We start from the raw sequence: 13338 nt of genomic DNA, 5'->3' as shown, positions 1-13338 counted from the left end.
ACGAGCGCCAGTTCAATGGCGCCGGTCGACGCACCCTGGGAGGAGAAGATGATGACATTCTTGACGCGGCGCACCGCCCTGCTGGCGGCCGCCACCTGCGCCGCTACGCTCGGCCTGACTGCCATCGCCGAGGCGCAAACCTCGATCAAGATCGGCTACGCGATTTCACGCACCGGCCCCAACACCGGAGGCGCCGCGGTCACCACCATCCCCAACTACGAATTGTGGGTGAAGGAAGTGAACGCCGCCGGCGGCATCAAGCTCGGCGACAAGCGCGTGCCGATCGAGGTCGTGCAGTACGACGACCGCTCCAATGCCGAAGAGGCGGTGCGCGCGCTCGAGCGGCTGATCAACCAGGACAAGGTCGATTTCATCCTGCCGCCATGGGGCACCGGCCTCAACCTCGCCGTCGGCCCGACGCTCAACCGCGAAGGCTATCCGCACCTCGCCGCCACAGCCGTGACCGACCGCGCGCCCGAACTCGCCAAGCGCTGGCCCAACAGTTTCTGGCTGCTCGGCACCAGCGCGGACGCCGCAAAATCGCTGGTCGAATTGCTGAACAAATTGCGCGACGAAAAGAAGATCGGAGACACCGTGGCAATGGTCAGCATTGCCGACGGCTTCGGGATCGATCTGTCGTCGGCGGCGCGACCGGCGCTCACCAACGCGAAATTCAAGCTCGCTTACGACAAGAGCTATCCGATCGGCACGCAGGATCTGGCGCCGATCGTGAACGAGATCAAGGCGCTCAACCCCGATGTCTTCATTGCCTTCAGCTATCCGCCGGATACGCTAGCGCTGACCGAGCAATCGCGGATCGCGGGCCTTAATCCAAAAGTGTTCTATACCGGCGTCGGTACCGCCTTCCCGCTCTACAAGCAAAAATTCGGCAAGAACACCGAAGGCGTGATGGGCATCGGCGGCTGGAGCGGCGACAGTCCGGCGATCAAGGACTATCTCGCCCGCCACAAGGCCGCCGCCAACGGGGCGGAGCCGGATCGCTGGGCTAGCGCGGTCACCTACGCCAGCCTGCAGATGCTGCAGCAGGCGATCGAACGCGTCGGCAAGATCGACCGCGCCGCCGTGATAATGGATCTGCAGACCGGCACGTTCGACACCGTGATCGGCAAGGTCAAGCTCGAGAACAACATGCCGACGCGTTACTGGTGGGTTGGCCAGTGGCAGGACGGCGAGTTCTATGGCATCGCACCGGCGAAGAACGAAGGCGCGCGAGCCGCGATCGTCCCGAAGCCGGCGTGGGTGGCACCGTAACGTCAAGATTGAGACGCGGCCAGCACGCCAATGACCAACGCCATTCTGACCGGCCTGATGCTGGGCGGCATGTATGCGCTCATCGCCATGGGGCTCACGCTCCAGTACGGCGTTGCGCGCATCATGAACCTCTCCTACGGCGAGTTCCTGATCGCCGCCGCCTTTGCATCGCACTGGCTGTTCACGGGCTGGGCGATCAGCCCGTTTGTCGGACTGGCGCTGGTCGTCCCCCTCGCTTTCGTGCTGAACTTTGCAATCTACAAACTGCTGCTGACGCCGTTGGTGCGACGCGCGCCCAACCGAGATGCGCTCGAGGTCGATAGCATTCTCGCAACCTTTGGCCTCACCTTCGTCATTCAGGGCTCGATGCTCGCGCTGTTCGGCGGCGCTTATTACAGCTATTCGTTCCTGGCCTTCCCGGTGCAGTTTCTCGGCGAGACGGTCGCGGCCAACCGCCTCGCCGCGCTTGGGATCACCATCCTGCTCGGTCTGGCGCTGTATGCCGCGCTGACGCGGACACGCGCCGGCACGGCGGTACGCGCCGTCGCCGTCGATCCTTTCGCCGCCCAGCTTGTCGCCATCAATGTGCCGCAGGCCTCGGCCCTGACATTTGCATTGGGTGGCGCGCTGGTCGCCGCCGCCGGCGTCTTGGTCAGCACCTTTCTCACCTTCAGCGCGTCATCGGGCGTCGTCTTCACGATGAAGGCCTTGATCGTCGTCGTGATGGGCGGCGTCGGCAACATGCTGGGCTGCCTGGTCGCAGGCCTGGCGCTTGGTCTCAGCGAGGCGCTGGTTGCCTCCTATGTCGATCCCGGCCTCACGCTTGCAGTCAATTTCGCGCTGTTTCTCGCCGTTCTGCTGGTGAAGCCCGCCGGCCTGCTTGGCAGGGCGACGCGATGAGCGCGCGTATCGCCGGCTTCGGTGCCACAGCGCTCGCAGCGCTTGCGCTGCTGGCGCTCGTTCCGCGCCTCGGCAATGCCTACTACCTCGCGCTTGCCATCAGCCTTTTGCAATACACCGTGCTGGCGACGGCCTGGGGCATGTTCTCTGGGCCCACCCGCTACGTCTCATTGGCAACCACCGCCTTCTTCGGTGTCGGCGCCTATACCGTTGCCGTGCTCGGCGAGATCTTGCCATGGCCGCTCGTGCTGCTGACCGCAGCGGCGCTCGGCGCCATTGTGGCTGGCATCGTCGGGCTCTCGACGCTCCGCTTGAGCGGCGTGTATTTCGTCATCTTCACCTTTGGACTGACCGAACTGATCCGCCAGCTCGTGGTCTGGTTCGAGGTCAACAAGTCGCGCGTGCTCGGGCGCTATGTCTTCGTCAACATCACCCAAGCCGATATCTACTGGCAATTGCTGGTGCTGACCGCCGCGGTATTCCTGCTGGGCTGGCTGATCGCGCGCTCGCGCCTCGGCTTTGCGCTGCGGGTGATCGGCGAAGACGAGACCGTCGCAAAGCATTGCGGGATCAACACCACCTTTGCCAAGGTCGCCCTGTTCACGATCAGCGCCACGGTCATGACGCTGGTCGGCGCAATCATGGCGCCGCGCTGGACCTATATCGAACCGTCGATCGCCTTCAATTCGATGATCTCGTTTCAGGTGCTGATTATGGCGCTGCTCGGCGGCGCGCACCGGCTGTGGGGGCCGGTACTTGGCGCCGTGCCGCTGACGCTACTGTTCGAACTGCTAAGTGCGCGCTTTCCGAACACGTTCACCATCATCCTCGGCTGCATCTTCCTGCTGATCGTCTACATGCTACCGAGGGGCGTCGCGGGATTGTTCGAGAAGCTGTCGACGACAGCGGGCGGCAAACCCACACAGCGGGTGGCCGCATGAGCCAGGACAGCGGAACACCCGTGCTGACGATCAGTGGGTTGCGGCGTGCGTTCGGCGGGCTCGTCGCAGTCAACGATCTCGACTTTACGGTCGCCCAAGGCGAAATCATGGGCCTGCTCGGCCCCAATGGGTCGGGCAAGACCACGGCGCTCAATCTGATCTCGGGCGTGCTGCGCCCCGATGCCGGCACCATCCGCCTGATGGGCCAGAACATCGCGGGCCTTGCGTCGTACCGGATCGCGCGGCTCGGACTAGCCCGGACCTTCCAGCTCGTCCGCGTGCTCGACGGCATGGATTGCCGCGAGAACATCAAGGCGGGGTTGGCGTTCCAGAGACCGCACCTGCCCGCCTCCGAGGCAGAACTGCGGATCGACACGCTGCTTGATCGCGTCGGTCTTGCCGGGCACGACCGGCGGCCCGCGGCGGACCTCACCTATATCGACCGCAAGCGCCTGGAGCTCGCACGCGCCCTCGCGGCAAAGCCGCGGCTATTGCTGCTCGACGAATGGCTCGCCGGCCTTAATCCATCCGAGCTTGCGATCGGCATCGACCTGATCCGAGCCTTGCGGGCTGACGGCATCACCATCGTGCTGGTCGAGCATGTGATGAGCGCGGTTCGCGCGCTGTGCGACCGCTGCATCGTCATGAGCAGCGGCCGCAAGATCGCCGAAGGCGCCACCGCGGATGTGCTGAGCGATGCGGCCGTCGTGAAGGCCTATCTTGGCGGGGTAGCCGTCGATGCTTGAGGTCAAAAATCTCAGCCTCGCCTACGGCCTGCACCGCGCGCTCGACGGCGTCGCCCTCAGCGTCGGCCGCCGTGAGATCGTAACGATCCTGGGCGCCAATGGCGCCGGCAAGACTTCGCTCCTGAAAGCCATCGCAGGCGTCGTGCGTACGCTTCCCGGCAAGCAGGTGAGCCTCGGCGGCCGCGATATCTCCGCGCTTGCCGCCCACGACATCGTCGAAAGCGGGCTGGCGCTGGTCCCGGAAGGCCGCGGCATCTTTGGCGACCTCACGGTGAAGGAAAATCTTCTACTCGGCGCCAACCCGAAGCGCGCCCGCGAGGGTGAAGCGGCGCGGCGCGAGCAGGTGCTTACCCTGTTTCCGCGCCTGCGCGAACGCGCCGCCCAGATCGCGCGCACCATGAGCGGCGGCGAACAGCAGATGCTCGCGATCGGCCGCGCGCTGATGTCCAATCCCGATATCCTGTTGCTCGACGAGCCGTCGCTCGGGCTCTCGCCCGCGATGGTGCAGGAGTTGTTCGCCACGCTGCGGCAGGTGCGGGAGGGCGGCGTCGGATTGCTGCTCGTCGAACAGAACGCGCAGGAGAGCCTGCGGATCGCCGATCGCGGCTATGTGATCGAGAACGGTGTCATCGTCGGACACGGCACTGCCGACCAGTTGAAAGCCGATCCCGCTGTCCAGCGCGCCTATCTCGGCGGCGCTCCGCCGGCCACCGCATCATCATCGTAACGCCACGCGCGAGGAGAGAAAGCCATGTATGAAATTTCGCTGCTGCTCGATAGCAAGGATGTCCCCGCATCGAACGGCGCGACGTTCGATCGCCTCAACCCGGTCACCGGCGATCTCGCAAGCCGCGCCGCGGCAGCCCAGATCGCGGATGCGAAGCGCGCCGCCGACACTGCGGCCGCCGCCTTCCCCGCATGGTCCGCTACCGGCCCGAACGCGAGACGCGCGGTCCTGTTGAAGGCTGCCGATCTTCTAGCATCGAAGGCACCCCAGTTCATCGAGTTGATGGCGGCGGAGACCGGCGCGACGGCCGGCTGGGCCGGCTTCAACGTTCACTTAGCCGCCGGCATGCTGCGCGAAGCGGCGGCCATCACCACGCAGATTTCGGGCGAAGTCATCCCCTCCGACAAGCCGGGCTGTATCGCGATGGCGGTACGCCAGCCCGCCGGCGTGGTGCTGAGTATGGCGCCGTGGAACGCGCCGGTCATTCTCGGCGTACGCGCCATCGCCCTGCCGCTTGCCTGCGGCAACACCGTGGTGCTGAAGGCCTCCGAAATCTGCCCGGGCACCCACCGGCTGATCGCCGAATGCCTGCGCGATGCCGGCCTGCCGCCGGGCGTGCTCAACGTTATCACCAACGCGCCTGAAGACGCCCCTGCCCTGATCGAGACGCTGATCGGCCACCCCGCCATACGGCGCGTCAATTTCACCGGCTCGACGCGCGTCGGCCGCATCATTGCGCAGGTGGCGGCCAAGTACCTCAAGCCGGCGCTGCTCGAACTCGGCGGCAAGGCGCCGATGATCGTGCTCGACGATGCCGACATCGACGCCGCCGTTGCCGCCGCAGCGTTCGGCGCCTTCATGAACCAGGGCCAGATTTGCATGTCGACCGAGCGCCTCGTCGTCGACGAGAAGATTGCCGATGCCTTCGTAACAAAGCTCGCGGCGAAAGCCGGATCGCTCGTCGCCGGCGATCCGCGCAAGGGTAACGCGCCGCTGGGATCGCTGATCGGCACCGATGCCGCGGCCCGCATCCAGGCCTTGATCAACGACGCCGTCAGCAAAGGCGCCAAGGTGGTCGCAGGCGGGCGCAGCGAGGGCACGCTGATGTCGGCAACCGTAATCGACGGCGTCAACTCGTCGATGCGGATCTACAGTGAGGAGTCGTTCGGTCCGGTGGTCTGCGTCGTGCGCGTCAACGGCGCGGACGAAGCCGTTCGCGTCGCCAACGACACTGAATACGGGCTATCGGCAGCGGTATTCGGACGCGACATCGCGCGCGCGTTCGAGGTCGCCAAGCGCATCGATTCCGGCATCTGCCACGTCAACGGGCCCACGGTTCACGACGAGGCGCAGATGCCGTTCGGTGGCGTCAAGGCGTCGGGCTATGGCCGCTTCGGCGGCAAGGCCGGCATCGCCGAATTCACCGAATTGCGCTGGATCACGATCGAAACCGGGCCGCAGCATTATCCGATCTAACGCCATGGCAGGAATGCGGGGCGTCAGCTCTTGTTCTTGACGCGGAAGATCACCGGCAGCGTGAATGTCAGGCCTTCGTCGGCGATGATAGGCGGCGGCATCGGCACCGGATCGGAGCGGCGCACCATCGCTAGCGCCGCCTCGTCGAAGGCCGGATCGCCTGACCCCTTCTCGATATCGGTCGAGAGCACGCGGCCCATGCGGTCGAGCGTGAACCGAATTTGGATTTCGGCGGATTTTTGCTGCCGCTCCTTCGGGTAGCGCTTGTGCTTGTCGAGATGCGCGACCAGCTCCTTTTGCCAGGTCGCGCGCACGCGTCGTGCGCTCTCGCCGGTGCCGATCACCGGTGCGATGGAACGCTGTCCTTCCGGAATGGCCTCTGAACTCGGCGTCGCGGTCGCCTCGGAGGCAACCGACTCGGTCGACGCCTGCGTCTGCACCGCTGCGATCTTCGGGTCGTCCTCTTTCGGCTTCTTCGATTCGTTCTCCGTCACCACCCGGTCGGCCTCTTCAGGCTCCGTCGGCTTGTCCTGCGGCAACTCGGTTTCCTTGACCTCGGCCTGCTGCTCGGCGAGCTGCGGCGACGCCGCGGAAGCATCGGTATCCGGACCCGGCGGCAGATCGGTCACCTCGCGATGAACAGAGGCCATTTCGAGCCCGATCTCGATTGCCGACGCGCCGAGCGCGTCATCGGCTTCTTCGGTCTGCAAATGCGCGATCGCCAGTGCCGCTCCGCCAATGTGGAGCGCGAGCGCAATCACCGCGGCGGAAATCCAGAGCCGCCGCGAAGGCTTTTGCTCGAGGCCGGTCAAGGCTTTGCCGGCGCCGCTTGCGCCGCCGCTGTTTCGGGAACGCCTTCGAGCGCCACCAGCTTGATTTTGGAATAGCCGCCGGCGCGCAGGATTTCGAGCACGTCCATCAATTCGCCATACGGCACGGCGCGGTCAGCGCGCAGGAAGACGTGGCGCTCCTTGCTGCTGTCGGGCATAGCATCGAGCGAGCGCACCAGGTCGACGCGCTTGACCATGTTTTCCCCAATCGCAACCGAGAGGTCCGGCTTGATGCTCACATAAGTCGGTTTGTCCGGCTTCTTCTGCGGGGTTGCGGTCGACGTCGGTAAATCGATCGGCAGGTCGACGGTCGACAAGGGCGCTGCGACCATGAAGATGATCAGGAGGACGAGGATGACGTCGATGAACGGCGTGACGTTGATCTCGTGCGATTCCGCGAAATCGCTGTCGTCATCGAGGTCGTGTTCTGCGATTGACGCGCCCATCGCCTACTCCGCCGCCGCCGCGCGCGAATGCGAGCTACCGTGCGAGCTGATGTGCGTGCGGTCGAGATCGCGCGACAGCAGCCGTCCCGCGGCGCCCGATGCACGGCTGACCAGTTCCATGTAGCCCTTGGTCACCCGCGAAAAGTGATTGTATATGATGACAGCGGGGATCGCGGCAACCAGGCCGATGGCGGTGGCGAGCAGCGCCTCGGCGATGCCGGGCGCCACCACGGCGAGGTTCGTGGTCTGCGATTTCGAAATGCCGATAAAGCTGTTCATGATGCCCCAGACCGTGCCGAACAGGCCGACGAAGGGCGACGTCGCGCCGATGGTCGCCAACAGCCCCATGCCGAGCCGGATCCGCCGCGCCTCGGCGCGCACGATTTCCGAAAAGCTCGACGCGGCGCGTTCCTTGATGCCGGCGTCGCTCGAGATACCCGCCGACAGCCGCGCCTCGCGCATCGCTGCCGCAAGGAAGGCCGACAATACGCTGCCCTTGGCGCCCAGCGCGAATTGCGCTTCCGCCAGCGACCTCGCGTCGGCGATCTTGGCAAGCGCCCTGCGCAGCTTGCGCTGGACGACGGTCAGCTCGAACATCTTGGCGATGAAGACGGTCCAGGTGACGAGCGAGGCAAAGGCGAGACCGATCATCACGGCCTTCACCACAACATCGGCATCCTTGTACATGGACCACGGCGACAATTCGCGCGGCGCAACCGTCGTTGCCTTCAACGAGGTACCTTCTCGCCCGGCCGGCGCGGCGGTCGCGTCTGAGCTTGCGGTTGGTGTAACCGGCGCGGCGGCTGCCGTCGGCTGAGCCGGCTGGGTTGCCTGGACCGGCGCCGCTGGGGCTTGCGAAACCGCGGGCGCCTGTTGAACCGGGGACGCAGACGGCGCTGCGGGTGCGACATTCTGCTGGGCCCAGGATGGCGCCGCCAGCGACAGCATGGCCAGCGCCGAGATCACAGCCAATGTCGTCGCGCGAGAAAGAGACATATTCATACTTAGGCCCAGTAGCGGATAAGGTTATGATAGATACCGGTCAATTTGACCGTTTCAGGGTCGTCTCGCCCAGGCCGCTCCACCAGGGCCGGGATCGAATATCGAGATCGAAGATCAGGCTGCGGGCGTAGCCATCCCGTATCATGCTCTGCAGCCAGAAAAAAGCGCCCCCGCATACCTCGCGTGACCGGCGTAACCAGATGCAAACGAGGCGCAAGATAACGCACGAACTCCCCGGCCGCGAGCTTGATTTTGTCGGAACCGCGGGGGTTCTCCGCCATCAACTCACTGCCATCTTCCTCCGGTCCGACAGGACATGCCGCTAACGAAATTCAGTTCGCGGCAGCCGACGTGCGGCGGACAATCCTGCGCCGTAGGTACCCAGCGAAAATTCTGCGGTCAACGCGGTTGGGGCAAGACGTCGCTTGAATCCATCCAGATCAAAACGATTCTAATTTGCGGTCTGTTCGACAGCCATCAATGAGATTGCGAGCCACGCGGTCGTCATGCCGATCCTCACGCGTGCGCTGCCGCAACCTTTCCAATTGTTTAGGATTCTCAAGCGCTCGTGCATGTACGCCCCGAGGGCGCCGAGACAATATCTGTCTCCGCAGGGAACCGTTCTGGGTGCCATTGCCTGTCTTCCGAAACACGTAGGTCGGCATGTCGAGATCAAGCACCATCCGTTGGGTCTTGTTGGTCGCAGCGATTGCCGGGCTGGGCTATTTGGGCTGGCAGCGATTCCACGGCGAGGAACACCTGGCGCAGGCTGACGCCGGGAAGCGCGCGCCGGCCCGCACGGCCGTCCCCGTCAAGACTGCCCTGGTCGAGAAGGCCGATTTTCCGGTCTATCTGACCGGGCTTGGCACCGTGCAAGGTTTCAACACCGTCGTCGTCCGCACCCGCGTCGACGGCCAGATCAACAGGATCGCGTTTCAAGAGGGCCAGTTCGTCAAGGAAGGCGATACCCTGGCCGAGATCGATCCGCGGCCGTTCCAGGCAGCCCTCGATCAGGCCAAGGCCAAGAAGGCGCAGGACGCCGCCAATCTCGCCAATGCCAGTCTCGACCTGCAGCGCTCTACCAGGCTCGGCGAATTCGCGACCCGGCAACAGACCGATACGCAGCGCTCGACCGTCGCGCAACTGACGGCGCAGGTTGAGGCCGACACGGCGGCGATTTCCAACGCCCAAACCCAGCTTGATTACGCCACCGTCAAGGCACCGATTTCCGGTATCGCCGGGCTGCGCCAGGTCGATGTCGGCAATATCGTCAACGCCGCAACCCAGACCGGCATCGTCACCATTGCCCAGATCGAGCCGATCGCGGTGATCTTTACCGCGCCGGAAGACCAGTTGCCGGATATCAGAGCCGCGCTGGCCGCCGGTTCACCCAAAGTGATCGCCCTCTCCACGGACGGCAAGCGGGAGCTGTCCACCGGCACGCTTTCGCTGATCAACAACCAGGTCGACACGTCGAGCGGGACGATCAGGCTCAAGGCGGTATTCGACAACAAGGATCACGCGCTGTGGCCCGGCCAGTCAGTTTCGACGCGGCTGCTCGTTGCGACGCTGAAAAACGCCACCGTGATTCCGGATGACGCTGTTCAGCATGGCGCCGATGGTCTCTACGCCTACGCGGTCAACCAGGACAACAAGGCCGAGCTCCGCAAGATCAAGGTGACGCGCTCGATCGACGGCCGCTCGGTGGTCGATGAGGGACTTTCGCTCGGCGAGCAGGTGATCACGGCAGGTCAATTCAAGGTTCAGCCCGGCTCGCTCGTGACCACAGCGGTCGCCAGTTCCGATCCGGCCCAAGCCAAGGTTGCCCAGGAATGAGCGGCGGAATCTCCGCGCCCTTCATTCGCTACCCGATCGGCACCTCGCTGATGATGGCCGGCATCATGTTCATCGGCCTCGTGGCCTACCCGCTGTTGCCCGTCGCCCCGCTGCCGCAAGTCGACTTCCCGACCATCCAGGTCACTGCCAACCTGCCGGGCGGCAGCCCGGAAACCATGGCCTCGTCGGTGGCGCAGCCGCTCGAGCGCCAGTTCGCGCAGATTCCGGGCGTCGCGCAGATGACGTCTACGAGCTATCTCGGTACGACCGCAGTCAATATCCAGTTCGATCTCAACCGCTCGATCGACGCGGCCGCCAACGACGTGCAGGCCGCGATCAATGCGGCCAGCGGCCAGTTGCCGAAAAACCTCCCCTCGCCCCCGATCTACCGCAAGGTCAACCCGGCGGATTCGCCGATCCTGATCATGGCGGCGACTTCGGACACACTGCCGCTCACGACCGTCAGCGACTCCGTGGACGCCCAGCTCGCGCAGCAGATCAGCCAGATCTCAGGCGTCGCCCAGGTCATCATCGGCGGCCAGCAGAAGCCGGCGATCCGCATTCAGATCGACCCGGCGAAACTCGTCGCCAAGGGCCTGTCACTGGAGGACGTGCGCAGCCAGATCGCGATCACGACCGTTGACAGCCCCAAGGGCAATATCGACGGCGAGCGGCGTGCTTACACCATTTACGCCAATGATCAGCTCACGGATTCCAAGGACTGGAACGACGTCATTATCGCCTATCGCAATGGCGGTCCGTTGCGGATCCGCGATATCGGCCGGGCCGTCACCGGTCCGGAGGACGCCAAGCAGGCGGCCTGGGCCAACGGCAAGCGCGGCGTATTCCTGGTGATATTCAAGCAGCCCGGCGCCAACGTCATCGAGACCGTCGACCAGATCAAGGCGACGCTGCCCCGGCTGCTCGCTGCGCTCCCTCCGGCTATCAAGGTCGAGGTGATGAGTGATCGCACCACGACGATCCGTGCCGCGGTCGAGGACGTCCAATTCACCATGCTGCTCACGATCGCGCTGGTCGTGATGGTGATCTTCATCTTCCTGCGCAATTTCTGGGCGACGGTAATCCCGGCGGTGACGGTGCCGTTGGCGCTGCTCGGCGCCTGCGCGCTGATGTGGGTGTGCGGCTATTCGCTCGACAATCTTTCGCTGATGGCGCTCACCATTGCCGTCGGCTTTGTGGTCGACGACGCCATCGTGATGCTGGAAAACATCACGCGGTACATCGAACAAGGCGAAAAGCCGCTGGCCGCTGCCTTCAAGGGCGCCAGCGAAATCGGCTTCACCATCGTTTCGATCAGCATCTCGCTGATCGCGGTGCTGATCCCGCTATTGCTGATGGGGGGCATCATCGGCCGGCTGTTCCGCGAATTCGCAGTTGTCCTCGCAATGACCATCTTCGTGTCGATGATCGTGTCGCTGACGCTGACGCCGATGATGGCCTCGCGCTTCCTGCGCGCGCATGGCGAGGTCAGACACGGCCGGTTCTATCAATGGAGCGAGCGCGCCTTCGATGCGATGCTGCGCTTCTACGAGCGCGGCCTCGATCTCGCGCTGCGCTGGAAGTTGACGACCCTGATGATCTTCTTCGCCACGCTCGGTCTGTCGGTCTATCTGTTCGTGATCATCCCGAAGGGCTTCTTCCCGCAGCAGGACAATGGCCTGATCACCGCCACTTCGGAAGCCAGCCAGGACATCTCATTCGCCGACATGAAGCGTCGTCAGGAGGAACTCGGAAGGATCGTGCAGGCCGACCCTGATGTGGCCTCGGTCGCGATGGCGATCGGCGGCACCGGACGTGCCGGCAATAACGGCAATCTCTACATCACGCTGAAGCCGCGCGACGAGCGCAAGGCATCCGCACAGCAAATCATCGCGCGCCTGCGTCCGCAGCTCGAGAAGGTCGATGGCGCCCGTCTCTATATGCAGGCGGCTCAGGACGTTCGCCTCGGCGGCCGGCCGACGCGAACCCAGTTCGAATTCACGCTACAGGACGCCAATTTGGCCGAGCTGAACGAATGGGCGCCAAAAATCCTGGCCAAGATGCAGACGCTGCCGCAGCTTCGCGATGTTGCGACCGACCAGCAGACCAACGGCACCACGCTCGAGCTGAAAATCAACCGCGACACCGCCGCGCGTTACGGCATCCAGCCGCAACTGATCGACGACACGCTGTATGACGCGTTCGGCCAGCGCCAGGTGACGCAGTACTTTACGCAGCTCAACACCTACAAGGTGGTGCTCGAAGTGCTGCCGGAATTGCAGGGCAGCCTCGACACCCTGAACAAGATCTACCTGAAATCGCCAACCACCGGCGACCAGGTCCCGCTTTCGACCTTTGCCACCTGGACCAGCGTGCCGGTGCGGCCGCTGTCGATCAGCCATCAGGGCCAATTCCCGGCAACCACGATCAGCTTCAATCTCGCGCAGGGCGTGGCACTGGGCCAGGCCACCAACGCGATTCAACAAGCGATGGTCGAGCTTGGCGCGCCGACGACGCTCAATTCGAGTTTCCAGGGTACGGCGCAGGCATTCCAGCAATCGCTCGGCACGGTGCCGCTGTTGATCCTTGCAGCGCTCGTGGTGGTGTACCTGATCCTCGGCATTCTCTACGAAAGCTACATCCACCCGCTCACGATCCTGTCCACGCTGCCGTCCGCCGGCGTCGGTGCGCTTACCATCCTGATGCTGTTCGGATTCGATTTCAGCCTGATTGCCCTGATCGGGATCGTGCTTCTGATCGGCATCGTGAAGAAGAACGGCATCATGATGGTCGACTTCGCGATCACGGCCGAACGAGACGAGCAGCTCGAGCCCGAAGCCGCGATCCGGAAGGCGGCGCTATTGCGATTCCGCCCCATCATGATGACGACGATGGCGGCGATGCTCGGCGGCGTACCGCTGATGCTCGGTACCGGCACGGGATCGGAAATTCGCCAGCCGCTCGGTTATGCCATGGTCGGCGGCCTGCTCGTCAGCCAGGCGCTGACGCTGTTCACGACGCCGGTGGTCTATCTCTATCTCGACCGGCTTTCGAACGCGTTTGCCCGCTGGAGCCGTTCGACCGGTTCGCACCATGATGAGCATCCGGACGCACACGGCTCGGTCAAGCAAGCGGCCGAATGACTTGACTTTGCCCAGCAAC

General features: G+C 64.2%; 11 protein-coding genes and 1 pseudogene. 8 read left to right on the top strand and 4 right to left on the bottom strand.

Annotated features, from left to right (window positions below):
• Positions 1-51: 51 nt before the first annotated feature.
• From KJQ96_RS06950 to KJQ96_RS06925, 6 genes are read left to right on the top strand one after another with little or no spacing between them, the layout of a single operon-like run.
• Positions 52-1272 carry an amino acid ABC transporter substrate-binding protein gene (locus KJQ96_RS06950; protein ID WP_213286229.1) on the top strand — a complete coding sequence of 407 codons (1221 nt, stop codon included), beginning with the start codon at positions 52-54 and terminating at the stop codon, positions 1270-1272.
• Positions 1273-1302: 30 nt separating this feature from the next.
• Positions 1303-2172, top strand: a complete 870-nt coding sequence (locus KJQ96_RS06945) for a branched-chain amino acid ABC transporter permease (RefSeq protein ID WP_249733825.1) — start codon at positions 1303-1305, stop codon at positions 2170-2172.
• Positions 2169-3113 (top strand): branched-chain amino acid ABC transporter permease, encoded by a 945-nt coding sequence (locus tag KJQ96_RS06940; protein WP_213285941.1) that lies wholly within the window; start codon positions 2169-2171, stop codon positions 3111-3113. Before KJQ96_RS06945 ends, KJQ96_RS06940 begins: the two co-directional genes overlap by 4 nt.
• A complete protein-coding gene (locus tag KJQ96_RS06935) occupies positions 3110-3859 on the top strand; it encodes an ABC transporter ATP-binding protein (protein WP_213285940.1) in 750 nt (249 codons plus the stop codon). Before KJQ96_RS06940 ends, KJQ96_RS06935 begins: the two co-directional genes overlap by 4 nt.
• A complete protein-coding gene (locus tag KJQ96_RS06930) occupies positions 3852-4586 on the top strand; it encodes an ABC transporter ATP-binding protein (RefSeq protein ID WP_213285939.1) in 735 nt (244 codons plus the stop codon). The genes KJQ96_RS06935 and KJQ96_RS06930 overlap by 8 nt, the downstream gene beginning before the upstream one ends.
• Positions 4587-4610: 24 nt before the next feature.
• Positions 4611-6062, top strand: coding sequence for an aldehyde dehydrogenase (locus KJQ96_RS06925; protein WP_213285938.1), 1452 nt, complete (start codon positions 4611-4613; stop codon positions 6060-6062).
• A 23-nt stretch (positions 6063-6085) separates the two neighbouring features.
• On the opposite strand, the gene KJQ96_RS06920 is transcribed toward KJQ96_RS06925, so the two are convergent.
• From KJQ96_RS06920 to KJQ96_RS06905, 4 genes and pseudogenes are all read right to left on the bottom strand, one after another.
• The gene (locus tag KJQ96_RS06920; protein WP_213285937.1) at positions 6086-6874 is read right to left on the bottom strand and encodes an energy transducer TonB; all 789 of its coding nucleotides are present in this window, start codon (positions 6872-6874) and stop codon (positions 6086-6088) included.
• Entirely contained in the window at positions 6871-7338 is a 468-nt protein-coding gene (gene exbD, locus KJQ96_RS06915) for a TonB system transport protein ExbD (protein ID WP_213285936.1), read from the bottom strand. The genes KJQ96_RS06920 and exbD overlap by 4 nt, the downstream gene beginning before the upstream one ends.
• 3 nt (positions 7339-7341) lie before the next feature.
• A complete protein-coding gene (gene exbB / locus KJQ96_RS06910; RefSeq protein WP_213285935.1) occupies positions 7342-8340 on the bottom strand; it encodes a tonB-system energizer ExbB in 999 nt (332 codons plus the stop codon).
• Between the two features lie 2 nt (positions 8341-8342).
• Positions 8343-8642, bottom strand: a pseudogene (locus KJQ96_RS06905) (PKHD-type hydroxylase); the annotation flags it as partial.
• Positions 8643-9003: 361 nt separating this feature from the next.
• Here KJQ96_RS06905 and KJQ96_RS06900 point away from each other — a divergent pair.
• Both KJQ96_RS06900 and KJQ96_RS06895 read left to right on the top strand, forming a co-directional pair.
• On the top strand, positions 9004-10176 hold the full coding sequence (locus KJQ96_RS06900) for an efflux RND transporter periplasmic adaptor subunit (RefSeq protein WP_213285934.1): 1173 nt from the start codon (positions 9004-9006) through the stop codon (positions 10174-10176).
• Positions 10173-13319: a multidrug efflux RND transporter permease subunit gene (locus KJQ96_RS06895; protein WP_213285933.1), complete on the top strand. Its 3147-nt coding sequence runs from the start codon at positions 10173-10175 to the stop codon at positions 13317-13319. Before KJQ96_RS06900 ends, KJQ96_RS06895 begins: the two co-directional genes overlap by 4 nt.
• Positions 13320-13338: the final 19 nt, after the last annotated feature.

The organism is Bradyrhizobium sp. sGM-13 (assembly GCF_018398875.1).
In the GTDB taxonomy this organism is placed as follows: Bacteria; Pseudomonadota; Alphaproteobacteria; order Rhizobiales; family Xanthobacteraceae; genus Bradyrhizobium.
Note: the sequence above shows the minus strand (reverse complement) of the source record. Positions and strands in the feature narration are given on the sequence as shown.

Coding starts and splice junctions, on each gene's coding strand:
- KJQ96_RS06930 (WP_213285939.1), top strand. CDS start 3,852: ATGCTTGAGGTCAAAAATCTCAGCCTCGCCTACGGCCTGCACCGCGCG.
- KJQ96_RS06895 (WP_213285933.1), top strand. CDS start 10,173: ATGAGCGGCGGAATCTCCGCGCCCTTCATTCGCTACCCGATCGGCACC.
- KJQ96_RS06925 (WP_213285938.1), top strand. CDS start 4,611: ATGTATGAAATTTCGCTGCTGCTCGATAGCAAGGATGTCCCCGCATCG.
- exbB (WP_213285935.1), bottom strand. CDS start 8,340: ATGAATATGTCTCTTTCTCGCGCGACGACATTGGCTGTGATCTCGGCG.
- KJQ96_RS06940 (WP_213285941.1), top strand. CDS start 2,169: ATGAGCGCGCGTATCGCCGGCTTCGGTGCCACAGCGCTCGCAGCGCTT.
- KJQ96_RS06950 (WP_213286229.1), top strand. CDS start 52: ATGACATTCTTGACGCGGCGCACCGCCCTGCTGGCGGCCGCCACCTGC.
- KJQ96_RS06900 (WP_213285934.1), top strand. CDS start 9,004: ATGTCGAGATCAAGCACCATCCGTTGGGTCTTGTTGGTCGCAGCGATT.
- KJQ96_RS06945 (WP_249733825.1), top strand. CDS start 1,303: ATGACCAACGCCATTCTGACCGGCCTGATGCTGGGCGGCATGTATGCG.
- exbD (WP_213285936.1), bottom strand. CDS start 7,338: ATGGGCGCGTCAATCGCAGAACACGACCTCGATGACGACAGCGATTTC.
- KJQ96_RS06935 (WP_213285940.1), top strand. CDS start 3,110: ATGAGCCAGGACAGCGGAACACCCGTGCTGACGATCAGTGGGTTGCGG.